The sequence below is a fragment of the Nocardiopsis sp. ATB16-24 genome (assembly GCF_030271535.1).
Classification (GTDB): domain Bacteria; phylum Actinomycetota; class Actinomycetes; order Streptosporangiales; family Streptosporangiaceae; genus Nocardiopsis.
The window spans coordinates 21,640-45,919 of record NZ_JASCXJ010000026.1; the positions used below are offsets into that span (position 1 = coordinate 21,640).

At 70.8% G+C, this 24,280-nt stretch carries 17 protein-coding genes; 5 read left to right on the forward strand and 12 right to left on the reverse strand.

Annotated elements, in window-relative coordinates:
• Window positions 1-11: 11 nt before the first annotated feature.
• Window positions 12-1,502: an amidase gene (locus PFX91_RS21545; RefSeq protein ID WP_285734675.1), complete on the reverse strand. Its 1,491-nt coding sequence runs from the start codon at window positions 1,500-1,502 to the stop codon at window positions 12-14.
• Window positions 1,503-1,694: 192 nt separating this feature from the next.
• Here PFX91_RS21545 and PFX91_RS21550 point away from each other — a divergent pair, with 192 nt between their 5' ends.
• Both PFX91_RS21550 and ilvD read left to right on the forward strand, forming a co-directional pair.
• Window positions 1,695-2,498 (forward strand): nuclease-related domain-containing protein, encoded by an 804-nt coding sequence (locus PFX91_RS21550; RefSeq protein ID WP_502888351.1) that lies wholly within the window; start codon window positions 1,695-1,697, stop codon window positions 2,496-2,498.
• 246 nt (window positions 2,499-2,744) lie between these two features.
• A complete protein-coding gene (gene ilvD / locus PFX91_RS21555; protein ID WP_285734676.1) occupies window positions 2,745-4,607 on the forward strand; it encodes a dihydroxy-acid dehydratase in 1,863 nt (620 codons plus the stop codon).
• A 10-nt stretch (window positions 4,608-4,617) separates the two neighbouring features.
• Here ilvD and PFX91_RS21560 read toward each other — a convergent pair whose 3' ends face one another.
• Together PFX91_RS21560 and PFX91_RS21565 are read right to left on the reverse strand one after the other, a co-directional pair.
• A complete protein-coding gene (locus PFX91_RS21560) occupies window positions 4,618-4,821 on the reverse strand; it encodes an FmdB family zinc ribbon protein (RefSeq protein WP_285734678.1) in 204 nt (67 codons plus the stop codon).
• Between the two features lie 144 nt (window positions 4,822-4,965).
• Entirely contained in the window at window positions 4,966-5,466 is a 501-nt protein-coding gene (locus tag PFX91_RS21565) for an HNH endonuclease (RefSeq protein ID WP_285734724.1), read from the reverse strand.
• A 377-nt stretch (window positions 5,467-5,843) separates the two neighbouring features.
• Between PFX91_RS21565 and PFX91_RS21570 the strand changes: the two genes are divergently transcribed.
• Both PFX91_RS21570 and PFX91_RS21575 read left to right on the forward strand, forming a co-directional pair.
• A complete protein-coding gene (locus tag PFX91_RS21570; protein WP_285734680.1) occupies window positions 5,844-7,928 on the forward strand; it encodes a prolyl oligopeptidase family serine peptidase in 2,085 nt (694 codons plus the stop codon).
• Window positions 7,929-8,067: 139 nt separating this feature from the next.
• On the forward strand, window positions 8,068-8,508 hold the full coding sequence (locus tag PFX91_RS21575) for an acyl-CoA thioesterase (RefSeq protein ID WP_285734681.1): 441 nt from the start codon (window positions 8,068-8,070) through the stop codon (window positions 8,506-8,508).
• Between the two features lie 33 nt (window positions 8,509-8,541).
• Here the strand turns inward: PFX91_RS21575 and PFX91_RS21580 are convergent, their stop codons facing one another.
• The 8 genes from PFX91_RS21580 to cobT form a co-directional block, all read right to left on the reverse strand.
• On the reverse strand, window positions 8,542-9,066 hold the full coding sequence (locus PFX91_RS21580) for a globin (protein ID WP_285734683.1): 525 nt from the start codon (window positions 9,064-9,066) through the stop codon (window positions 8,542-8,544).
• Between the two features lie 211 nt (window positions 9,067-9,277).
• On the reverse strand, window positions 9,278-10,942 hold the full coding sequence (gene ettA / locus PFX91_RS21585) for an energy-dependent translational throttle protein EttA (RefSeq protein ID WP_285734685.1): 1,665 nt from the start codon (window positions 10,940-10,942) through the stop codon (window positions 9,278-9,280).
• A gap of 156 nt (window positions 10,943-11,098) precedes the next feature.
• Complete coding sequence (locus PFX91_RS21590) at window positions 11,099-12,298, reverse strand: DUF4192 domain-containing protein (RefSeq protein WP_285734687.1); 1,200 nt, start codon at window positions 12,296-12,298, stop codon at window positions 11,099-11,101.
• A gap of 83 nt (window positions 12,299-12,381) precedes the next feature.
• Window positions 12,382-13,755 carry a sensor domain-containing diguanylate cyclase gene (locus PFX91_RS21595; protein WP_285734689.1) on the reverse strand — a complete coding sequence of 458 codons (1,374 nt, stop codon included), beginning with the start codon at window positions 13,753-13,755 and terminating at the stop codon, window positions 12,382-12,384.
• Window positions 13,756-14,318: 563 nt separating this feature from the next.
• Window positions 14,319-16,715: a GTPase gene (locus PFX91_RS21600; RefSeq protein WP_285734690.1), complete on the reverse strand. Its 2,397-nt coding sequence runs from the start codon at window positions 16,713-16,715 to the stop codon at window positions 14,319-14,321.
• Between the two features lie 565 nt (window positions 16,716-17,280).
• A complete protein-coding gene (locus PFX91_RS21605) occupies window positions 17,281-19,167 on the reverse strand; it encodes a GTPase (RefSeq protein ID WP_285734693.1) in 1,887 nt (628 codons plus the stop codon).
• Between the two features lie 72 nt (window positions 19,168-19,239).
• Window positions 19,240-20,520, reverse strand: a complete 1,281-nt coding sequence (cobA, locus tag PFX91_RS21610) for a uroporphyrinogen-III C-methyltransferase (RefSeq protein WP_285734695.1) — start codon at window positions 20,518-20,520, stop codon at window positions 19,240-19,242.
• Window positions 20,521-20,712: 192 nt separating this feature from the next.
• Entirely contained in the window at window positions 20,713-22,962 is a 2,250-nt protein-coding gene (gene cobT, locus PFX91_RS21615) for a nicotinate-nucleotide--dimethylbenzimidazole phosphoribosyltransferase (protein WP_285734699.1), read from the reverse strand.
• Window positions 22,963-23,265: 303 nt separating this feature from the next.
• On the opposite strand from cobT, the gene PFX91_RS21620 reads away from it, so the two are divergent.
• Window positions 23,266-23,841, forward strand: a complete 576-nt coding sequence (locus PFX91_RS21620) for a GNAT family N-acetyltransferase (RefSeq protein ID WP_285734701.1) — start codon at window positions 23,266-23,268, stop codon at window positions 23,839-23,841.
• Window positions 23,842-23,858: 17 nt separating this feature from the next.
• On the opposite strand, the gene PFX91_RS21625 is transcribed toward PFX91_RS21620, so the two are convergent.
• Window positions 23,859-24,149 carry a DUF6504 family protein gene (locus tag PFX91_RS21625; protein ID WP_285734703.1) on the reverse strand — a complete coding sequence of 97 codons (291 nt, stop codon included), beginning with the start codon at window positions 24,147-24,149 and terminating at the stop codon, window positions 23,859-23,861.
• Window positions 24,150-24,280: the final 131 nt, after the last annotated feature.

Sequence of the window (24,280 nt, forward strand, 5' to 3'; positions counted from 1 at the left end):
GACTTTGCCTCTCACGGATCCACCGGGGCCCCTCTCCCGCCCTTGGAGACGGGCGGCCCTGGTCGGTCGTCCAGGCCGGGCGGCACCCGGTCGGCCCAGGGACGAGCGCGTTCCAGTTGGGCCGACAGCGACAGCAGGAGGCCCTCGCCCCCCATGCGTCCGGTGAGCATGACGCCGATCGGCAGCCCGTCGGGCGACCAGTGCAGGGGAACACTGGCCGACGGTTGCCCGGAGACGTTGTAGACCGAGGTGAAGGGCGTGAACTCGTTCATCCTCGCGAACTCCTCCTGGGGCCCGCCACCGGTGAAGTGACCGATCGGCACCGGCGGCATGGCCAGTGTGGGCGAGAGCACGGCGTCGAACGGTTCGGTGGCGGCGACCAGGGAGCGCACGCCCTGTTGGAGGCGGACGCAGGCGGCGATGTAGTCGGGGACGGGGGTGGCGGCCGCGCGTTCACGCAGCCATCGGTTGAGCAGGCTCTGTTCGCCTTCACGGGAGGGGTCCACGGGGGCGGCCGAGGCCATCGCGGCCCAGACGACCTGGAAGTCCTCCATGAAGGCCCCGCCGAAGTGGGCGTCCACGGGGTTGGGGATCTCCTCCACGTCGTGTCCGAGCTCCTCCAGCAGACGGACGGCCTCCTCGTGCGCGGCCAGGACGTCGGGGTGGACCGGGATCCCGACGGACCCGGTGGTGGCGTAGTACCCGACGCGCAGGCGACCCGGTTCGCGGTCCACGTGATCGACGAAGGTCTCACCCGGGGGAAGGGGCGGGGCCGTGAAGTAGTCGCCCGGCCGGGACAGGGTCATGACGTCCAGGAGCAGGGCCGCGTCGCGGACGTCCCTGGTGAGGGGGCCGGCGGTGGACAGGCCGACGAGGTCGGGCTTGGTCGGGGCGCCGGAGATCCGGCCGCGGGTGGGTTTGAGACCGAAGAGTCCGCACGCGCCGGCGGGGATGCGGATCGATCCGCCTCCGTCGCTCCCCTGGGCGGCCGGGGCCAGTCTCGCGGCGACGGCCGCCGCGGCTCCCCCACTGGAGCCTCCCGGGGACAGGTCGGTGTTCCAGGGGTTGCGGGTGGGAGGGGCGATGGCGTTCTCGGTGTAGCAGGCGGACCCGAACTCGGGGGTGTTGGTCTTGCCCGGCAGGACCGCGCCGGCCTTCCGCAGTCGGGCGACCATGTCGGAGTCGGCCGAGGCCACGGCGTCGCGGAAGAGCGTCGAGCCATGGGTGAGGCGGACCCCCGCGACGGCGTCGAGGTCCTTGATCGGCAGAGGAAGACCGAGCAGGGGAGGAAGGTTCTCCGGCGTGTCTCTCATCACGCGTTTTCGCGCATGACGGGCTTGTTCCAACGCCTTTTCTGGAGTGACCGTAATGTACGCACCATAGTGGCGGTCATACCGCTCGATCCGGTCCAGAAAGTGCTCGGTGATCTCCGTGGGAGACAGTTCACGACGACGGACCATCGCCAGGAGACGGTGGGCCGGAAGGTCATGGATCCGGGTCATGAGGACTCAGGTTAGCGGGCACGGAAGCGGGCACCACGATGATGGGACGCGCCTGCTCGGTGAAGCCGACCAAAAGGCCATCCTTCCCTGTCCTCAGGGCGGGAACACGCATGCGGGCCAGGGAACAAGGGAAGAAAAGTGTGAGAAGGAATGCACTAGGACTCGGATATGGATCGAACTAACCTGTCCGACGTGGATTCGGCAACCAAAGTGAACGGCCAGGCCCCGGCGTCCGCGAACGCGGACCGGACGAGCCCCGAGGCTCTCTTTTTCCCCAACCAACGCAAGGACAAGGGCGCTTCGGGAGGAAAGGCCGTCTACGGAGCCCTCCGGGACAGCCAGACCGCCCGCAAGTGGATCCCACGCGGCGGCGCCGCGGTCGTGGTCGCCGTCGTGATCGGTGCCCTCACCTCCGACTGGCGGATCGGCGTCACCTTCGGGATCGCCACCCTGGTCGGGCTGATGGTGTACTTCTCCCGACGCGAGTCGGAGATCCCCCGCTGGCGCAAGCCCTCGGCCGCCCAGCGCAAGACCGAGGCGCAACTGAAGGTGATGAAGCAACTCGGCTACCGCGTGCTGCACGCCCGTGCCGTGCCCGGTGGCAACGGTCAGATCGACCACTTCATCGTGGGGCGACGCGGCGCGTTCGCGATCGACTCCGAGTCCTGGGACAAACGTCTTCCCCTGCGCAACAAGCTGGAGCAGCTCTACCACGGGCGGTTCAGCAAGAACGAGCGCATCGACGAGGCCCTGGAGGAGGCCAAACGGGCCGAGGAGCTCATCAGCGCCGAACTCGGCCGTGAGATCAAGGTGCGGGCCTCGTTGGCCATCTACGGTCCCGGCATGCCCTGGGACAGCCACCGGCTGCGGGGTGTGGACATCATCACCGGGACCAAGGTCCGCAAGTGGCTGCGCACCGGCCGCGACCGCCTCACCGAGACCGAGATCGAGGAGATCCATCGGGCGGCGGAGAAGGTCCTTCCTCCCCGATACTGACCCCTGCCGAGGACCCCTGACAGCGCACGGGCCCGGGTGGCGCGCCACCCGGGCCCTTTGCACGCCCAGAAGGTCCGGTTCCTCCCCGTACGCGCTCCGACCTGCTCGGAAGAGGGAGGGCGCGAGCGCCGGGACCGCCGTCCATGTCTCACGATCCGGATGCCCTGTCTTTCACTGCGAGACCGCATGTTTGCCGGGACGGACTACCATCGAGGGGAAACACCCGTAACGATGGGAGTCCGCCCCATGCCAGCCCTACGCTCACGCACCGTCACACATGGCAGGAACATGGCAGGTGCCCGCGCTCTCATGCGCGCAACCGGTGTCGAGCGCGAGGACTTCGGTAAGCCCATCGTGGCCGTGGCCAACAGCTTCACCGAGTTCGTCCCCGGTCACGTGCACCTGCGCGAGGTGGCCGAGGTCGTCGCCGACGCGATCCGCCAGGCCGGTGGTGTCCCCCGCGAGTTCAACTCCATCGCCGTGGACGACGGCATCGCCATGGGCCACGGCGGCATGCTCTACTCCCTGCCCAGCCGCGAGCTCATCGCCGACTCGGTGGAGTACATGGTCAACGCGCACTGCGCCGACGCCCTGGTGTGCGTGTCCAACTGCGACAAGATCACGCCCGGCATGCTGCTGGCCGCGCTGCGCCTGAACATCCCCACGGTGTTCGTCTCGGGCGGTCCCATGGAGGCGGGCAAGGTCACGGTGGTCGACGGCACCGCCACCACCGTCCGCAAACTGGACCTGATCAACCCGATGATCGCCTCGGCCGACGAGAGCGTCTCCCAGGCCGAACTGGACGAGCTGGAGGAGGCCGCCTGCCCCACGTGCGGCTCCTGTTCGGGCATGTTCACCGCCAACTCCATGAACTGCCTCACCGAGGCGATGGGGCTGGCCCTGCCCGGTAACGGCACGGTGCTGGCCACCCACACCGCTCGCCGTGCCCTGTACGAGGACGCCGGTCGCCTGGTCGTGGAGGCGGCCAAGCGTTACTACGACGAGGACGACGAGTCGGTCCTGCCCCTGTCCATCGCCACCCCGGCGGCCTTCGGCAACGCGATGGCCCTGGACGTGGCCATGGGCGGTTCCACCAACACCATCCTGCACCTGCTGGCGGCCGCCACCGAGGCGGGCGTCGACTTCGGCCTGCCCGACATCGACGAGGTCTCCCGCAGGGTTCCGTGTCTGTGCAAGGTCGCCCCGAACACCGACAAGTACCACATCGAGGACGTGCACCGCGCCGGCGGCATCCCCGCCATCCTGGGGGAGCTGGCCCGCGGCGGACTACTGGACACCTCACTGCCCACGGTGCACGGCAAGACGGTCGGTGAGTTCATCGCCGCATGGGACATCTCCTCCGAGACGGTCCTGCCGGAGGCGTTGGAACTGTTCCACGCGGCCCCCGGTGGCAGGCGCACCACCAAGGCGTACTCGCAGAGCACGCGTTGGGACAGCCTGGACACCGACCGGGAGGAGGGATGCATCCGCTCGGTCTCCCACGCCTACACCAAGGACGGCGGCCTGGCGGTGCTCTTCGGCAACCTCGCACCCGACGGCGCGATCGTCAAGACCGCCGGTGTGGAGGAGGAGCTGTGGACCTTCTCCGGCCCCGCCAAGGTCTTCGAATCGCAGGACGACGCGGTCGAGGGCATCCTCAACAAGAAGATCGAACCGGGCGACGTGGTGGTCATCCGCTACGAGGGCCCCAAGGGCGGCCCCGGCATGCAGGAGATGCTGTACCCGACGAGCTTCCTCAAGGGCCGTGGCCTGGGCAAGGCGTGCGCGCTCATCACCGACGGCCGTTTCTCCGGAGGCACGTCGGGACTGTCCATCGGCCACGCCTCACCCGAGGCCGCCGCGGGCGGTGACATCGCCCTGGTGGAGGACGGGGACGTCATCAGCATCGACATCCCCAACCGGAGCATCGCGCTGGAGGTCCCCGAGGACGAACTGGGCACGCGCCGTGAGCGCCTGCTCAAGGAACTGGGCCGGTTCCAGCCGCGTGACCGTCAGCGCCCGGTGACGGCGGCGCTGCGCGCCTACGCCGCCATGGCGACCTCGGCCTCGACGGGCGCGGCCCGCGACGTGTCGCAGATCGAGAAGTAGACCGCGCCCCTCAGGAACAGCATCCGCCCCCGCAGCACCCTCCTCCCGAGGGCGCGGGGGCGGACGCCCTCCCTCCCACCGCCACCGTGGACAGCAGTCGTACGGTGTCGTCGTGCCCCTGCGGGCAGGTCGCCGGATCTCCGGCACGGGCCATCGGACGGGAGAGTTCGAAGGTGTCGCCGCACTCACGGCAGCGGAAGTCGTATCTGGGCATGGGGACAGGATACGTCCCCCCTCCTGGGACGAGGAGTCCTCGAAGGGCCCCTCGTGCGCGGCGGGATCGGGGACGTCCCCGATCCATGTGCCCGACAGGACGAAGGCGGGACCGGGCGGGACGCCCGGTCCCGGTCCCGCCGCCTCAGGCGGCCAGGTGGGCCATGTACGGCTCCCATTGGGGGTCGCCGTGGAGATCGCCGTTGATCAGACGCCAGTGGGGCCCCTTGGGCACCTTGGGGGTGATGCGCAGTTCCCAGCCCAGCTCGTCCAGGAACTTGTCGGCCTTGCGGTGGTTGCATGGTTTGCAGGCCGCCACCACGTTCTCCCACACGTGCGCACCACCACGGCTGCGCGGGATGACGTGGTCGATGGTCTCGGCCTTCTTCCCGCAGTACCCGCAGGTGTTCCTGTCCCGGCGCATGAGCGCCACCCGGGTGAGCGGCACTCTGCGGCTGTACGGGACGCTGATGTAGCGGCGGAGCCTGATGACCGACGGCACGTCGTAGGAACGTGTCGCCGAGTGCAGCAGCGCCCCCGCCTCGTCCTGGTGGATGATCTCCGCCTTCTCCCGCAGAACGAGCAGGATCGCTCTGCGCAGAGGCAGTGTCGTCAATGGTTCGAAGCTGGCGTTGAGCAGCAGCACATGGCGGCGGGCGGTGCCTGGACCACCCTCCCGGCTGCGTCGGGCGCTCATTGTGTCGCCCCAACCGTCGTCTGTGACGGCCGTGTCTCCTCCCCGGCCAGCCGATCGGCCAGCCAGGAGACCTCCCTGTGCACCGATCCGAGGATCGGTGGTTCCGTACGCCTTGCCACACGGACCTCCCGGTGGTCCCGCCGAGTTGCGTCCCGCATCAAGTGTGCGTGGTCGGACCGTCCCGGCGCCACCCCAATTTCCGTCCGGCCGCCGGGAGCCTCCTCCACCACCCCGCGATGCGCCTATTGTGCGCCGACCACCGCCTGTTCCAGGTTGCCGCCGCGCCGGGAACACCGTGTCCAACAGCGGTGGATAGAGTGCGGAACATGCGTGAACTCCGCTATCCCCCGGCCGCACGGCTGGACATCATCGAGAATCTGCACGGCCACATGGTCGATGACCCCTACCGGTGGTTGGAGGAGGAGTCGGCGGAGACCAAGGAGTGGGCGACCGCGCAGGACAGCCTGTACGCCGAGGTCCGCTCGCGCTTCACCACACGTGAGTGGTTCGCCGACCGGATACGTTCCCTGCTGGGCGCCGGGAGCGTGGGGGCACCCGTGTGGCGGGGCGACCGCCGATTCTTCGTCCGCCGCACCGCCGAACAGGAGCACGGTGTGCTCTATGTCCAGGACGGCGACGGCCCCGAACGTGCCCTGGTGGACCCCGGCGCGCTCGATCCCGAGGGCCTGACCACCCTGGACGCCTGGAAGCCCGACCACTCCGGACGCCTGCTCGCCTACCAGCTCTCCGAGGGCGGTGACGAGGAGTCCGTGCTCAGGGTCATGGACGTCGACAGCGGTGACCTGGTGGACGGTCCCATCAGCAGGGTCCGGTACAGCCCGATCGCGTGGTCGCCCGACTCCTCCGCCTTCTACTACGTGCGACGTCTGCCTCCCGAGCAGGTCCCCGAGGGGGAGGAGAGCTACCACCGTCGGGTCTACCTGCACAGACTGGGCGCTCCCACCTCACAGGACGTCATGGTCTTCGGCGAGGGCCGCGACAAGACCGAGTACTTCACCCCGATCATGAGCCGGGACGGACGCTGGTTCGTCCTGCTCTCCAACCGCGGGACCTCGGCGGCCACCGACGCCTGGATCGCCGACCTCTCCGACGGGGACCTGGACCGACCCCGCCTGAGGACGATCCAGGAGAACGTGGACGCCTCCCTGTACCCGTACGTGGAACGCGACGGACGCCTGTACCTTTTCACCGACCGGGAGGCCCCCCGCGGTCGCCTGTGCGTGGCCGACCCCTCCGACCCCGCCTACGAGAACTGGACCACCCTGGTCCCGGAGGAGCCCGACGCGGTCTTGGAGGGGTACGCGATCCTGGACGGGATGGACCGTCCCGAACTACTGGTCTCCCACAGTCGTCACGCGATCAGCGGGATCACCCGACACGACCTGTCCACCGGCGAACGTCTGGGCGAACTCACCATGCCCGGTCTGGGCACCATCGGCGGGGTCGTCGAACGTCCCGAGGGCGGGCACGAGGCCTGGTTCGGCTACACCGACAGCACCCACCCCTCGTCGGTGTACCGTTACGACGCGCTCACGGGCGAGGTGTCGTTGTGGGCCGACGCCCCCGGTGAGATCGACCTGCCGGAGGTGAAGGTGGAACAGGTCGCCTACACCTCCAAGGACGGCACGACCGTGCGCATGCTGGTGGTGTCGCCCCAGGCCCCGGCGGAGGGGCCCCGGCCGACCATCCTGTACGGGTACGGCGGTTTCCGGATCTCCCTGACCCCCGCCTACTCGGCGGTGGCCCTGGCCTGGGTGCGCGCGGGCGGCGTGTACGCCGTCGCCAACCTGCGCGGTGGTCTGGAGGAGGGCGAGGAGTGGCACCAGGCGGGGATGCTCGCCGACAAGCAGAACGTCTTCGACGACTGCGCGGCGGCGGCCGAGCACCTGATCGCCACCGGCGTCACCGACCCCGAGCACCTGTCCGTCATGGGCGGCAGCAACGGCGGGCTGCTGGTGGGCGCCATGGTGACCCAACGTCCGGACCTGTTCACCGCCGCCATCTGTTCGGCCCCGTTGTTGGACATGGTCCGTTACGAGCGGTTCGGGCTGGGCCAGTTGTGGAACGTCGAGTACGGCACCGCTGACGACCCCGAACAGCTGGGGTGGCTCCTGGGCTACTCCCCGTACCACAACGTGCGTGAGGGCACCCGCTACCCGGCGATCCTGTTCAGCGTGTTCGACAACGACACCCGTGTGGACCCGTTGCACGCGCGCAAGCTGTGCGCGCGGATGCAGCACGCCACGTCGGCCCCTGTGGAGGAGAGGCCGATCCTGCTGCGCAGGGAGTCCGACGTCGGCCACAGTTCACGTTCGGTGAGCCGCAGTGTGGCGCTCAACGCCGAACAGCTGGCCTTCCTCGCCCACCACCTGGGGCTCCAGGCGGACTGACGTCCTCGGCCTCCCGGTGCCCGGTCCTCCGGGCACCGGGAGAGCAACGACACAGGGACGACAGCGTGTTCGACCTGCGGGTGTTGAGACAATCGAGGATGTCCCACCCCCCAGGAGAGCAGCGCGAGAGGATTCCGGAGTGACACAGACCGAGGCCGGACCCGTCGGTACCGGTGCGGAGCCCCGACGTCACGTGCACCTGGCCCAGGTCCGCTATGCCGACCTCGACCCGCAGCACCACGTCAACAACGTGCGGATGCTGACCTACCTGGAGGACGCTAGGATCTCGTTCCTGCGCTACGCGGGGGTCTACGACGGCGAGGAGGTCTTCGGAGCCACGGTCGTGGCCCGTCAGGAGGCCGACTACGTGGCGCCCCTGCTGCCCAGATCGGAGCCCGTGCGCGTGGAACTGTGGGTGACCGAGGTGCGCAACGCCAGCTTCACCCTGGCCTACGAGATCCTCGACGACACCAAGGTGTACCTGCGGGCCAGGACGGTGATGGTCGGCTTCGACGTGCCGACGCAGAGCGCCCGGCGGCTCAACGCCGCCGAGCGCGCACTGCTCGCCGAGTACTCCTGAGTTCCCCCCGGCCCGCGGAACGGTTCCGCCCCGTCATCTCAGGGAGATGGTGACGCTCTCGCCGTCGTCGTCCTCGTCCTTGGAGGAGGAGACCGACACCCGTGTCGGGTTCGACACCCGGGGGGCCTGCGCCTCCTCCGGGACGTTCACCATGCTGTGCGCGGCCATGACCATGTACTCCCACAGCGGCCGCTCCAGTTCCTCGGGCAGTGCGAGGGAGTCCACCGCGTCGCGCATGTGCTTGAGCCACAGGTCGCGCTCGTCGGCGCCGATGCGGAAGGGGACGTGCCGCATCCGCAGTCGGGGGTGTCCCCTGGTCTCGTTGTAGGTGCGCGGGCCGCCCCAGTACTGGATGAGGAACAGGCGCAGGCGCTCCTCGGCGGGACCGAGGTCCTCCTCGGGATACATCGGCCGCAGGACGGGGTCCTCGGCCACCCCCTCGTAGAAACGGCGGGTCAGGCGGACGAAGGCCTCCTCACCGCCCACGGCCTCATAGAACGTCTTCTTGCGCACGGGCTCATCACCCGCGCTCGGCTGGGAATCACGCTCGGCAGTCATCGCCCCCAGGGTATGCCACGTCCCCGAACTCACAAGTGGACCGCGCGACCAGGGGTGCCCGGTCCCCGCCCCCGCACCGGAGCGGGTCTCGTGGCGGCCGTGAGGGTCCGTCGTTCCCAGAGAGCGGCGAAGCCCGTGGTCGGAACGGAGTTCCGACCACGGGCTCGGCACACCGGACGGGACCGGTCGGACCGGTCCCGTCCGGTGCCGCTCAGTCGCGGGTGAGCTTGCGGTAGGTGACCGCGTGCGGACGCGCGGCCTCAGGTCCCAGACGCTCGATCTTGTTCTGCTCGTAGGCGTCGAAGTTGCCCTCGAACCAGTACCAGGAGGCGTCGCCCTCCCACGCGAGGATGTGCGTGGCGACGCGGTCCAGGAACCAGCGGTCGTGGGAGGTGATCACGGCGCAGCCGGGGAAGTCCAGGAGCGCGTTCTCCAGGGAGCCGAGGGTCTCCACGTCCAGGTCGTTGGTGGGCTCGTCCAGCAACAGCAGGTTGCCGCCCTGCTTGAGAGTCAGCGCCAGGTTCACCCGGTTGCGCTCTCCACCGGAGAGCACGCCGGAGGGCTTCTGCTGGTCCGACCCCTTGAAGCCGAACGCCGCGACGTAGGCACGGCTGGGGATCTCGACCTTGCCGACCTCGATGAAGTTCTCGCCGTCGGAGATCGTCTCCCACACGTTCTTGCTGTCGTCGATGCGTCCCCGGTACTGGTCGACGTAGGAGATCTTGACGGTGTCACCGATACGGATGTCCCCCTTGTCGGGGGTCTCCTCACCGACGATCATCTTGAACAGCGTCGTCTTACCGACACCGTTGGGACCGATGACACCGACGATGCCGTTGGGCGGGAGCGAGAAGCTGAGGTCCTCGATGAGCACGCGGTCACCGAAGCCCTTGGTGAGGTTCTTGACCTCCACCACGGTGCCTCCCAGGCGCGGACCCGGCGGGATCTGGATCTCCTCGAAGTCCAGCTTGCGGGTCTTGTCCGCCTCGGCGGCCATCTCCTCGTAACGCTGGAGGCGGGCCTTGCTCTTGGTCTGACGGGCCTTGGCGTTGGAGCGGACCCATTCCAACTCTTCCTTGATCCGCTTGGCGCGCTTGGCGTCCTTTTGCCCCTCGACCTTCAGACGGGCCTGCTTGGTCTCCAGGTAGGTGCTGTAGTTGCCCTCGTAGGGGTAGAACTGTCCCCGGTCCAGCTCCAGGATCCACGTGGCCACGTGGTCGAGGAAGTACCTGTCGTGTGTGATCGCGACGATGGTGCCGGGGTACTTGGCCAGATGCTGCTCCAGCCAGTTCACGCTCTCGGCGTCCAGGTGGTTGGTGGGCTCGTCGAGCAGCAGCAGGTCGGGCTGTTCCAGCAGCAGCCTGCACAGGGCGACGCGGCGCTTCTCACCACCGGAGAGCTGGGTGACGGAGGCGTCGCCGGGAGGGCAGCGCAAGGCGTCCATCGCCTGTTCCAGCTGACTGTCCAGGTCCCAGGCGTTGCGGTGGTCGAGCTGCTCCTGAAGTTTGCCCATCTCCTCGAGCAGGTCGTCGGAGTAGTCCGTCGCCATCTGCTCGGCGATCTGGTTGAAGCGGTCGAGCATCGCCTTGGTCTCGGCGACGCCCTCCTGCACGTTCTCCAGAACGGTCTTGTCCGGATCGAGCTGGGGTTCCTGCGCGAGCAGCCCGACGGTGAAACCGGGCATGAGCCGCGCTTCGCCGTTGGACGGCTGCTCGATGCCGGCCATGATCTTGAGAAGCGTCGACTTACCCGCACCGTTGGGGCCCACGACGCCGATCTTGGCTCCGGGCAGGAACGACCCCGAAACGTTGTCCAGGACGACTTTGTCACCGTGCGCCTTGCGCACGTTGTTCATGGTGTAGATGTACTCCGGCATGTCTCCCAGCCTAGGCCGTCGGGGGGCGTGCCCCCGCCACGAGTGGACACTCTCCGTACCCGCGGACCGGGAACGTCCGGGCCCGCCGGCGGCACCCCGGCGGGCCCGGCGAGACGGCGGGCGGCGACCCTCGGTGCCGTGACCGCCGTCCCACCCTCACGCCTGGGGATACCTGCTCCTCTCCCTCAGCCATCGGGGGGTGAACTCTCGCCACCGCTCCACCGGCAGCCCCCAGGCCAGGGCCCTGCTCATCAGCACCGCCATGGAGTACCCCGGATCGGCGGTCAGGGCGACGTCCAAAGCCGCGGCGGCGAGGGGCTCGTCACCACGTTGCCAGGCCGCGACCGCCAACAGGGAGGCCGGCGCCGCCCGTTGGTGTCGGGGCAGGTGGCGGGTGAGGCGCCCCCACAGTCGATGGTGCACGGGTGCGTCCTCCGCGGTGATGCGCGCCCACATCTCGTCGCGCACACGGGTCTGGGTGAGGTACGTGCCCAACCAGGCCAACTCCTGGTGGTCGGTGATCACCCGGCCCGCCCGTTCGGCCCGTACCGCGCCCAGGGCCGCGGTCAGGCCCCGGTCGACGAGGGCTCCCCCCATCCCCTGCTCCAGCAGTTCCCGGGCGCGCGCCTCCGCCCTTTGCGCGGCCGTGTCCATGGCCGCGCGCTCGTCGCCTTCCACGGGGCGAAGGACTGCCCGTACCCGCGCGAGGTCGGACTCGGCCGTAGGGAGGGGCCGGATGGGAGCGATCCCGTTCAGGACCGCTTTGGCCGGGACGGTGGAGCTGTCGACGTTGATCACGGTCCCCTCGACCGGGCAGCAGTCGGGCCTTCGACAGGTGTAGGACCAGTACCGACCGTCGGTGACGCGCAGGGCGTCGATGACGTTCAGATCGCGCTCACGGGCGGCGGACAGGATCCGGTCGACGTGGGGGGTGACCTGTGCGGGCGGGCCATAGGCGACGACCACCACCGCGGTGCAGCCCTCGTCCGCGGCCATGTCGATGGGAACGAGGGTGGGGCGGGACCGATCCCCTGCCGCGTTCAGTCGGTCGAGGTCACCGCGGAACGCGGAGTGCACCCCCTTGCCTCGCACGGAGAGGACCACGATCCCGGGGTCGGGGGGTTCGCCCACGAGGTAGGGCAGAGTGGCGATGACGTCGGTGGGGTCGGTGAGGGTGAGGGCGGGGACCGTCGCGGGCGCGTGCTCCACGGCCGGGGGGCCGGAGGCTCGGGGGGCGGGGACGGCGGGAGCGGGTCCGCTGTCCGGGGCCTGCGCTGTGGAGGGGTCGTCGGGGGTCGGATCGCGGGGGGTGTCGTCGGGGGTGGAGGCGGAGCGATGCGGCTGGTCGAAGTGCATGTCTTCACGGTGGGTGATGCGCCGGTCTCGCGCAATGGTCACCGTGGAGCTGTGGAAAACCGGACCGGGTCGTGGGTCCGCGGTCAGGGGATCTGGTCGCGGGGGTTCCTGGGACCGACACGGTCGGGGGACGTTCCCTCTCGTGCCTCGGGGATCTTTCCCTCCGTACCGGGTCGTCCGGCGGGCAGACACACACGATTGCGGCCCGTCTCCTTGGCCCGGTACAGCGCCAGGTCGGCGGCGGTGAGCAGTTCCACCAGGTCGTTGCCGTGCTCGCCGATGACGGCCACCCCGACCGAGACGGTGATGGACACCGGTACGTCGCCCACCGCGATCTCCATGTCGCCCACCTGGGAGCGCAGACGTTCGGCGGCCCGCCAGGCCTCCGTGGTGTCGGAGCCTGGAAGCAGGACCACGAACTCCTCGCCGCCGAAGCGACCGAGCAGGTCGGACTGGCGCAACTGCTGGGCGATGGTGGTGGCCACCCCCAGCAGCACCTGGTCTCCGAACAGGTGCCCGTGGTTGTCGTTGACCCGCTTGAAGTGGTCGATGTCGAGGATCAGCACCGCCGCCTGTCCCCGCTCGGAGCGGGCCCTGGCGACCTCCACCGCCGCCTCCTGCTCCCAGGTGGAGGCGTTGAGCAGCCCCGTCTTGGGGTCCGTGCGCGCCGCCGCCTGCAACTGGTTGTACAGCAGGCTGCGCTGCAACAACAGCACAGGGGGGACCGCGATGACCAGCAGGAGGAGCGAGATGTTGGCGAGCACCGCGACGGTGACGCCCACACATAATTCGACGGCGTCCAGCATGAAGGCCTCCCGATCCCACATGGGACGGAAGCTCTCTCCCGGACCGTTGCTCATCCGTGCGGCCAGCACGACGAAGAGGGTGTTGAGGACCGTGAACCCCGAGCAGCACAGCAGCGCCCCGAGCACCCCCGAGACGGTGGTCAGGCTCTCGTGGGCGCCGGAGGTCCCGGCCAGTCCCGCCACCAGGCCGTCGCCCCGGACCCCGTGCCAGGCCACCGAGGCGAGGAAACCCGACAGCGCGACGGCGATCGTGTTGAACACCCTCCGATGCACCAACGCCCGGCGGGAACGCAGCTGCATCATCATGAAGACGGGGACCGGAAGCAGCAGGGCGTACACGGGCGGCAGCAGGAGTATGGCGGGGAACCACCAGGCGCCCAGCAGGTCGCGGGACACCCCGGCGGGAAGGCCCAGTCGTCGGATCGCCTCGACACCGCAGGCTGCGCACAGTACGAGGGCCGCGAAGGTGCCGGCGTCCCGCCAGGTGGGGGTGTACAGGGCGACGGCCATCCCGAACAGGAACAACGTGAGGGCCAGCAGCAGGCCCATGTAGACGATCAGACGACGAGGTTGCTGTAGGAAGGGCCAACGCACCTGTTCCTCGTCAGGTGGTGGCCCCCCGACCCTCGCCGGCTTCTCCGAGATGCTCACTGCCCCGCCCTCCCTCCTTGCTCGGCCTTGGCCACCGGGTCCCTCCACCCACCCGTGGCGGGTCCGGTCCCCGATGGTCCTCCATTTCGACGGCCCGCGTTCGCCCCGCGTTCCCTTACGGTGCCACTCGGTCACGACGATTGGGTACCTGTGACTCCGAAAAGTTGTTCGGTGCGTGGCACCATCGTTACCGGAGTGAGTTTACCTTACGTTGAGTAATAAATTAATTGCTTAATGTACATAACACGTGAGCAACATCCGCGTGGTCCGGAAGGTCGGTTCTGCGAGGGTTGGCCTCCACAACGTTTTGGTGCATCCTTCCGTAGGGGCCTACGACGGTAGCCACTCAGTGGCACAGGGTGTCGACCGCCTGACCTCCTGGCCGTCCCGGTGCCCGGCAGCACTCAACACGAAGGAGCACGACATGTCCATGCCCATCCAGTGGATCTAAACCCGACAGAGCCCGGGGGCGGGCGGCGCAGCGCCGCCCGCCCCCGGGTGGTCGGACGGGGGACCTCCGGCATCGCGTCCGCCGTCGTCCCCCACCGCCGGACATCGTCCGCTCACTCCTTCGCCCTGGCGACCTCGTAGGCCACCCGGAAAGCCCGGTACCTGGCCAGTTCCGCCTCCATCGGCTCCACCACGCGCAGACCGGCGATCTCACGGACCCGGGCCTGGGCCGTTCTCTCCACGTCCTCACGGCGTTGGACCGCCGCGACCTCCACAAGGTTTCCGCACCCCACCCCCGTCAGCCACCCCACCAGCAGGGCCGCGGCCACCACGGCCCCGGAGTAGAGGGCGAACATCGGGTCGTCGAAGGCGCGCATTCCGGTGATGCCGCCGCCGAGCCAGCTCACCAGGGACACGACCGTCCAGGCCAGGCCCACACCCGCGACCGTGAGCAGGGCGTACTGCGCGGCGCGGGCGACCCGCCACCACGACGGACTCAGATCGGGATCCCCGACCGCCGCGGTGACGGCCTCCCCCAGCTCGGCGGGGAGTTCGGGCACCGCACCACGCGCCGCGGCACGCAGCCGTCGGCGCCAGGGCGTCGGCATCCCCTCCGAGACCGCGTCGGCGGCCTCGCCCAGAGCGGTCTCCAGTTCGGCCTCGTGCGCGTCCACCGGACCGCTCACGCCGTCCTCCCCCGCCCGATGCAGGAAGTCGAGCTGGACCGCCGCGAGCGGGTCCTTGCGCAACCGCACCGCCCGACGCGCCACCGGCCAGCCGACCTGGCGTTTGCCCCTCCGGACGTCGTTGGTCTCGGTGACGTCGGCGACCGCGGAGACCCCGGCGGCGCCGGCCAGGCCCTCCTGGATACGGGTACGCACCTCGGCGGGGACCGTCGCGGGGATCTCGCCCTCCCCGTAGAACTCGCCGAAGGGCTCGATCACCTGCTCCAGGTCAGCGGCCAGCCGGTCCACCAGGGCGCGTCGCTCACGCACCGTCTCGGCGAGGAACCCGCGCAGCTCGGCGATGCCCTGGCCGGTGACCGTGGAGGTGGTGAGCACCCGCGGATGGACGCCCGACTCCGACTCCAACAGGCGACGCAGGTCGGTGAGCAACTCCTCCAGCTCGTCGGGTTCGACCTTGTCGACCTGGTTGAGGACGGCGACCGTGACCGCGCCGTGCCCGGCCATCTGGGCGAGGTAGCGGTGGTGCACCGCGGCGTCGGCGTACTTTTGCGGGTCGAGCACCCACACGAGCAGGTCGACCGAACCGATGAGGCGGTCCGCCTCGGCGGTGTGCATGCTGCGGACGGAGTCGTGGTCGGGCAGGTCGAGCAGGACCAGACCGGTCAGCTCCGAGTCGCTCGTGTCCAGGACGCTGGTGCGTGAGTGCCGGTAGCGGGTGGGGACCCCGAGCCATCCCAACAGGGCGTCGGCCCCCTCGTGCCCCCAGACGCAGGCGTGCGCCTTGGAGGTGGTGGGTCGGGTGACGCCCGTCTGGGACAGCTGTAGGCCGCACAAGGCGTTGAACAGCGAGGACTTTCCGCTTCCGGTGCCTCCGGCCAGGGCGACCACGGTGTGCTCGCCGGACAGGCGCAACCGCGCGCCCGCGTGGTCGAGCAGCTGCGCGGCCCGGGCGGTGAGCTCTTCGGGCAGGTCCTCCCGACCCAGCTCGGTGAGGGTGGCCAGCGAATCGAGGCGCTCGATCAGCTCGGCACGGGTGATGGTCCGCGTGGGTCGCCAGTCGTCGTGGGTGGTGGGGCGGTACTCCTCGTCCTCCCCGAGGTCGCTCGCGACCGTGTCCGAGCCCACCGCCCGGAAGGCCCCCGAGACGGCGGAGGGGCCGGGGACACGGCGGGGCAGCGGTTCGGGCTCCTCCCGCTCCTCGCCGGGCCTTCCGGCGTCGGCTTCGGCGGAAGCGGGCGAGGAGTCCTGCCTGTGGCGTCCGGTGTCCGGCGCCGGTCGACCGGGGGCCTGCCGGTCGACCGGCTTCTCGTCGGAGGTCGTGTCGGCCGCGGGCTCCTGCGACCGGGCCACGGCCGGAAAGGCGCCGGTGCTGCGCCCGGCGATCCGGGCGTCGTCGGCGGCCTCGGTGAGGCTGCCCACCCATCCGGCGAGACCGTCGGGGTCCTCCTGGTCGGTGCCACCGGCACGGCGGAGGCCTTCTCTCTCCGTGTTGGAGGGACGTGCGTGACGTCCGGAGCGCCGTGAGGGCGCGGGAGGGACGCCCCTGCCACCGGGAGCGGCGGCGCCGGACGGGTCCGGGTAGCTCGCTATGCCGTCGTAGGCGGGTTCCTCGGTGTCCGCCGCGGACACGGTGTGCTCGGGGTGCTCGGGGACCGGCATGGTGTACCCACGCCACGGCCCGCCCTCGGGACGCGTACGGCCACGGGTGTGCTCGTCGTTCCGGACGCCGGACTCCGGCTGTCCGCTCTCGCGGTCCACGCCGTCGGCGCCGGGGGGCGCGCCGGACTCCCCATGCGCCTGCGCGGGGTTCCACTGAGTCGTCATCGGGTGTGCGGGGCGCACGCCCCCCGCCTTCACGCGGGAGGGAAGGCCCCTGCCTCCTTCTGCATGCTGTAGCCATGGCCGTCCGCCCGCTGCGGCAGGCGCGGATTCTTCCCTGAGGCCCCGACCGGGCGGTACGAGGTGTGGCGTGGTGAGTCCCGACCCCGCACGTGTCGCCGGGCGGCGCGTCGACGCGTCCCGGTGACGGCCCGGCCGTCCCCGCGGTCGGCCTGGAGGATGTGGCGGCCCCCGCGTCTCACCGCGCGGCCGGTGGACATCGTCGCAACGGTGCTCCCCGACCAGGGGGGACGCGTGTGCCGCAGTGCGGCGCCGTGGGCGTTCGGGGACGCACACGGGCACCGCGACAGGCGCGGGCGGTCCTCGCCCTTCACGGCGGACGCCGTCGACACGGGTTCGGGGACGGAGCGCCGGGAGGGCACGCCCTGGTGGGCCGTCGGTCCCCTGTGGAGCGTAGCCAACGGGTCACCTCCCCTGGACGTCGACTGGTATCGGTAACGGCGGGCCCCGCCACGGGGGACGAGGCCCCGGCCCACGTACGGAGGAGCCGTTACTTCGCGATCTCAAGGTTGTACGTGGCCTGGTAGAGCTGGACCGCGCTGTCCTCGGACGGGATCCCGGCGGCGGCCAGGGCGCTGTCGAAGGGCACGCGCTCACGCTCGAGCAGCCCCAGGATGCGCTTGCCCAGATCGTCCCGCGCGGCCCCGCCGATACTACGCAGTGACTGGGCACCGAACAGTCCCTTGAGCAGGCGTTGGGGCGAGGGACCGGAGCTCTCGGCCGCGTGGGCGCCGCCTCCCGAACGGGACCGTTCGTATCCGAGCAGGTCGATGATCAGGACGAGGGCGACCACGTCGTGGTCGAAGGTGACGAAGCGTGCCACGGAGCGTTTGGTGGCCCCGCTGGCGGTGGTCATCTCGGCGACCCCACGCTGCCACTCGGCGATCTCCTGGCGGATCTGCTGCGCCAGCAGGCCGGTACCGGGCTGGTTGAGGGCCTTGGCCGCCAGTTCGCCCGCCCCCGGGATCTCCCTCCACCTCTGTTCGACCTCGTCGCCGGCGCGCTCGCAACTGGAGACCACCAGGGCCTCCAGGGCCTCGCGGATGGCGCGCTCCAGCGCACCGACCCGCTGGCTGCGCTCGGCCTGTTCCACACGTCCACCCCTGCGGGCCCGCCTACCGCGCATGCGCAGGCTCTTGGCCAGTTCTCCCCCGGCCGTCACCTCCTGCCATCGCGCCAGCAGCGATCCACGCAGCAGGGAGCCGTCGCCCAGACCGGTCTCGATGCGGTGACGGGCGGTGGCGTAGGCGTCGTCCACCGCGGTGGCCAGGATGCGGCCGGTCTCGATCTGCGATTCCACCTGGCGGGCCAGTTCGGGCACCCGGGTACGGAAGCTCTCGATGACACCGACGAAGGTCCGGCGAGAGACGCGGTCGCGTTGCTCGCTCTCGCCCGCGACCTCGGCCAGGTAGTCGCGGACGTGGTCGGCGACGTTGGAGGTGAAGCGCCCTCCCCGGATCTGGTCGGTCTCGGGGATGGCGAAGCGGGCGGCCGTCCCCAGCCCGTTGGCCTCCAACATGGCCCCGAAGTGGTCCAGCAGCTGACGCCGTCCCCGCCGTGGCACCCGGGAGAGCACCACGGCCAGGGAGGTGTCGCGGTCGCGGGCGACCTGGAGGAACTCCCACACGCGCGCGTCGGCGTAACGGGTGCTGGTGGTGACGAACACCCACAGGTCGGCGGCGTCGAGGAACTTGGCCGCGAACTCGTGGTGGGCCGCGACGGCGGAGTCGACGTCGGGTGTGTCGAGCAGGGCCACGCCCTGGGGCATGGCCTCGGTGGCGGCCAGCACCAGCATGCCGTCCTTGCCGGGCATCGCCAGTCCCTGCTGACGCACACGGGGCAGGGACGGGATGAACGACGACTCACCGAACCAGTCGACGTCGGCGGGGTTGCAGGCCAGCACGGGACTGTTGGTGGTGGGACGACGCACGCCCGTGGTGGTGACCTGCTCCCCGACCAGGCTGTTGACCAGGGTGGACTTACCCGCCCCGGTGGACCCGGCGACCGCGATGAGCAGCGGGATGTCGGGGCGGCGCACACGAGGAAGGACGTAGTCGGAGAGCTGGGCGAGCACGTCGGCCTGGAGGGTGCGTCCCTCCTCCGCGCCGGGCAGGGCTTCGGCGAACTCCAGATCCCGGATCTGCCTGCGCAGCGTCTCCAGAACCTGTTCGAAACGGTTGTCGTCGGGGACGGGCGCCCGGTCCTCGGTCGGGCTCGCCGGGGTCGGCGCCAGGGGCCCTTGGAGGAAATCGGATCCCGATCGGGACGCGGTCCCCGGATCTTGGGCGGGCTGGTCGGAGGTGGCGGCCGGTCCGGTTCCGAACCGGTCCCGGGCACCGGAACCTGTGGTTCCCGGTACTGCCGACGGCCGGGTCATGATCGGTGTGCCCTCCTCATCGGTGCTGACGGTCGCCCGCCGCGTGAACGACGTGTGCCGCGGGCGGCCGGCTCATTGGAGATCGCGCCCGGTCACCAGTCGACGGGTCTCGAACTGGGTTCCCGTGTGCAGTATGTCAAGCTCCCGCGCTGTTTTGACCACTTCTCCGATGATCACCACCGCAGGGGGCCGCACTTCGGCCGACCGGGCCGACGCGGCGATGGTGGACAGCGTACCCGTGACCGTCCGCTGCCCCGGCAGTGTGGCCTCCTGCACCACCGCGACGGGGGTGTCGGCGGAGCGTCCGTGGGAGACGAGGGCGTCGGCGACGGCCTCGAGGTGCCCCACTCCCATGAGGACAACGACGGTACCTCCCGCGCGGGCCAGTCCCGCCCAGTCGACCGTGGAACGCTCGTCCCCCGGCGGAACGTGCGCGGACACGATGTGCACGTCCTGGGCCACGCCTCGGTGCGTGGCGGGGATGCCCGCGCCGGCGGGAGCGGCCAGCGCGCTGGTCACGCCGGGGACGGCGATGACGGGGACCCCGGCGGCGACGCAGGCCGCCGCCTCCTCCCCACCGCGACCGAACAGGAAGGAGTCTCCGCCCTTGAGGCGCACGACGAACCTGCCCCGGCGGGCCCGGTCGATCAGGACGGCGTTGATGTCCTCCTGGCTCATGGAGCGGCCGTGGGGGATCTTGGCCGCGTCGATGATCTCGACGTCGGGGGGAAGCCCGTCCAACAGGGAGGTGGGGGCGAGGCGGTCGACCACCACCACGTCGGCCTGGGAGAGCAGCTGCCGCCCCCGGACGGTGATCAGCCCCGGATCGCCGGGCCCGCCCCCGACCAGGGCGACACCGTTGAGACGTTCGCGCCCACGACGGGCGTCGAGCGTTCCGTCGGCGAGCCCGTCGACGACGGCGTCGCGCAGCCCCGCGGCGCGCCGGGGATCGCCCGAGGCGACGACCCCCACCGTGATCCCGCCCGCCGTGCCGCTGGCGGGCGTCCAGGCGGAGGAGGCGTGTCTGTCGTCGGCGCGCACACACCACACGCGTGCGCCCTCGGCCTCCTCGGCGACGGCGGCGTTGACCTCCGGGTCGTCGGTGGCGGTGTGCACGAGCCAGTAGGCGGGGGCCTGGGATCCGGCCACGTCACCGGGCGCGTAGGGACGCCGATGCCAGGTCAAACGCCCGGCCGAGGCGAGGTCCTCCAGCGCCGCGGACACCGTGGGAGAGACGAGGGTGACCCGTGCGCCGGCGTCGAGCAGGACGGGGATCCGGCGTTGGGCGACCCTGCCCCCGCCGACGACGAGAACATCACGGTCCTGCATGCGCAGACCAAGGAGATAGGTCACGGGCGCACCCCTTCGGTCGTCCGTAGCGTCCCCGGCGGCGGTGGCGGGGTGAGGGTGTCAAGGCATGCCGACGTCCGGTGGTGTCGGCGGTCGCTCCAGAGTACGCCGTCGGGCGGGTGTCGCCGTACGGTGGCCCGGCCCACGCCGGGACCGGTGACGCTCAGGGCCGGTCCACGTGGACCGGAGAGGTCGTCAGCGTGCGGTGGACACCCCCGCGTCGTCGAAGGTGGCGACGTCGCGCAGGACACGGGCCGCGCCCTGGAGCAGGGGCAGCGCCAGCAGCGCCCCGGTCCCCTCTCCCAGTCGCATCTCCAGGTCGACCAGGGGACGCAGACCCAGGTGCTCCAGGACCAGGCCGTGTCCGGGTTCGCTGGAGCGGTGCCCCGCGAAGCAGGCACCGACGGACTCCGGGGAGATCGCGGCCGCGACCAGGGCGGCCGCCCCCGCGGTGACCCCGTCCAGCAGGACGGGTACCCGCAGCGCGGCACCGCCGAGGACGAATCCGACCAGGGCGGCGTGTTCCAGCCCTCCCAGAGCGGCCAGGGTCCCGATCGGGTCGTCCGGATCGACCGGGTTCGCCGCCAGGGCCCTTCGCACCACGTCGACCTTGTGCGCGTACATGTCGTCGTCCACACCGGTGCCCCGGCCGGTCGCGTGAGCGGGGTCGGCTCCGGTGAAGGCGCACACCAGCGCGGCCGCCGGGGTGGTGTTGGCGATGCCCATGTCCCCGGTGACCAGGCAGCGGTTCCCCGCCGCGACCAGGTCGCGGGCGACCTCGATACCGCCTTCCAACGCCTGGAGTGCCTGTTCGCGGCCGAGTGCGGGGCCCTGTGTGAAGTCGGCGGTGCCGCGCGCGACCTTGCGGCCCACCAGGCCCGGGGCCGGGGGCAGGTCACCGGCCACGCCGACGTCGACCACGGTGACCTCGGCACCGACCTGGGCGGCGAAGGCGTTGACGACCGCGCCGCCCGACAGGAAGTTGCGCACCATCTGCGCGGTGACCTCCTGGGGCCAGGCCGTCACACCTTGGGCGTGGACCCCGTGGTCGCCGGCGAACACCGCGACGGCGGCGGGTTCGGGCATGGGCGGGGGACACTCACCGGCGAGTCCGGCGAGCCGGGCCGAGACCTCCTCCAGGACTCCGAGGGAGCCGGGGGGTTTGGTCATCCGGTCCTGCCGGGCCCTGGCCTGTTCCACCGCGCGGGTGTCCAGCGCTCCGATGGCGGTGATGGTCTCCTCCAGCAGACTCGTGGGCTCCTGGCCGGGCAGTCCTCGGCGACCGTAGCGGTCATGGTGCACCGTCCAGGACAGGGGGCGTTCCCGGGCCCGGGCGGAGAGGCCGGGTTCGGGGTCGGCGGGGAACTCCTCGACGTGACCGACGCACAGGTAGGCGACCACGTCCAGGTGGGAGGGGAGTTCGAGGGCGTCGGCGAGATCGCGCCCGTCGACGGAGGTGATCCGGCCCACGCCCAGGCCCTCGGCGCGCGCGGCGAGCCAGAGGTTCTCCACCGCGAGCGCCGCGGAGTGGGACGCGGCGGCGGGTCCGGCGTGGCGACCCGGGGTGCTCCACCCCCCGCGGGTGGGATCGACGGTGACGACGATGTTGAGCGGCGCCTCGAGGATCGCCCGGACCTCGAAGGCCGGGTCGAGGGGACCTCCTCCGGACGGGGCCCGGACGCGGTCCTGGAGGCCGCCTCCGACGAGGTCGCCGACGCGTGCGCGCACCCGGGGATCGTTGACCACGAGGAAGTCCCAGGGCTGGGAGCGCCCGGCCCTGGGCGCCTGGTGGGCGGCCTCCAGGACGCGGGTGAGCACGTCGTGGGGGACCTCCTCGGAGCGGAAACCCGTCAGGACGTCGCGACTTTCACGCATGGCCCGGTAGACGGCGGCGCGTTCGGCCTCGCCGTAGGAGTGGTCGGGCCGGATCCCGCCCCCGAGGGGGGAGGCCGCGGACGCGGCCTCGGAGCCCGCGCCGGGTGGCACCGGCGCCCCCCGGTCAGCGGAGCGCGGTTCGGCGCGAGGCGCCGCTGCGTGGTGTGCGTGCATGTCCTGCTCTGCTCCGGCGGTCGCGGAACGGGGATCCGCGCCTCTGTGGTCGGTGCCCGCCGACGCCGCGTCGGGAGCGGTCCCCGGCGCCTCGGGGACGTCCTCGGCGGGCGCGTCATGGGCGGAGGGGGGCCCGGGTTCCACCGGGGAGGGGTCTTGCCCCGGCGTGGGGTCACCCGGGGGCGGGGAGTCGGTCCGTCTCCGGAACGGGTTGGCCGACGTGTCCTGCGCACGAGGCTGCCTGACCTCGGTACCGCGTCCGCTCTCGGGCAGGCCGTCGAGCAGACCTCCGAGGTAGGGCTGCTCGCCGGGGACGGTGCCGTCGTCGTGCCCACGGAAGGGTCGGTGTCCGTTCCCCTCGGCACGCCGGACGTCCTCGCGGTCATCCTTGCTCATGCTCACTCTCCCGAAAGAGGTGTCTGGACAGGCCCGTGTGGTCTGGTTCGCCTGGTCAAGCGTAGTCCGTGGTCCTCATGAGGTTCACACGGCTCCCGCGACTGCGGGGCCCGGCCCTTCCGAGGACGCCCCTCATTCCCTTCGCCCGTCCTCCACCGTGCCGGCGGCCGAACGGGTCCGGGGAAGGCCGGTGAGGGTCCGTCGCCCCGCGTCCGGGGGGCCCATCGACCGGGTCGTCGGAAAGGCGGGCGCCCGACCGGAGAGCGGACGTATCGTGAGCGCAACCGGCCCGAGGGGGAAGGCGTGACCAGCATCCAGGGCAGACCGATCCTGCCGTCCGTGATCCTACAGACCGAGCGCCTGCGGCTGCGCGCGTTCGTCGAGGGCGACATCGACGACGTGTACGCCTCCTGTACCGACGCCGAACTCCAGCGTTGGATCCCCCTCCCCTCTCCGGGCGCGGTCTACACCCGTGAGGACGCCCGTATGTGGTGCCGCGAACTCGCTCCGGGCATACGCATCGGCGGCGAGGGACAGCAGTGGGCCATGGTGAAGCGCGGCAGCGGACGACTCGTGGGTTCGGTGGGGCTGGTCCGCATCGTGTGGCCGGCGATGACGACCGAGATCGGCTACTGGGTCTCACCGTGGGGCCGCGGCCACGGGTACGCGACCGAGGCCGCCATCGCGGTCTCCCGCTGGGCGATCGAGTACGGCTTCCTGCGGGTGGAGCTCAAGGCGGCCACGGGCAACACCGGGTCGCGTCGGGTCGCGGAGCGGGCCGGGTTCACCTTCGAGGGCGTCGAACGCAGCGCGATGCCGCTGCACGAGGGTCGGGCCGACCTGGCCGTCTACAGCCTTCTGCCCGGTGACCTGGCCTGATCCGACGTCCCGCTCCCTCAGCCCCCGACCCGGGAGAGCATCCACGTGCCGGTCGCCGTGTCGTGGCGCAGTTCGTAGACCCCCTGCGAACGCGCCGTACCGGCCTCCACCCTCCAGTGCCGACGTTCGGGCGCCTGGGACTCGCGCGCGGGCGACCAGTCCATGCGCAAAGTGACCCAGTGTTCGAGGATCCTGCGCACCCCGTACACCCTGCCCTCCCACGTGAACCGGGTCGGCCGCCCGTCGTCCTCCACGACGGTGACCTGCACCCCGTAATCCCGCCCCACGACACTTCCCCTCAGCATCATCCGCCTCCTGAACAGTCCGGTACACACCGGCGGGACGCCCACCCGCGGGGAAGAAGCGAACAGGCGTTCGAACTCCGGTCTCACTCTAGCGAAGAAAAGCACCTCGGGGGAACCGTTTCGGTACCGAGGGC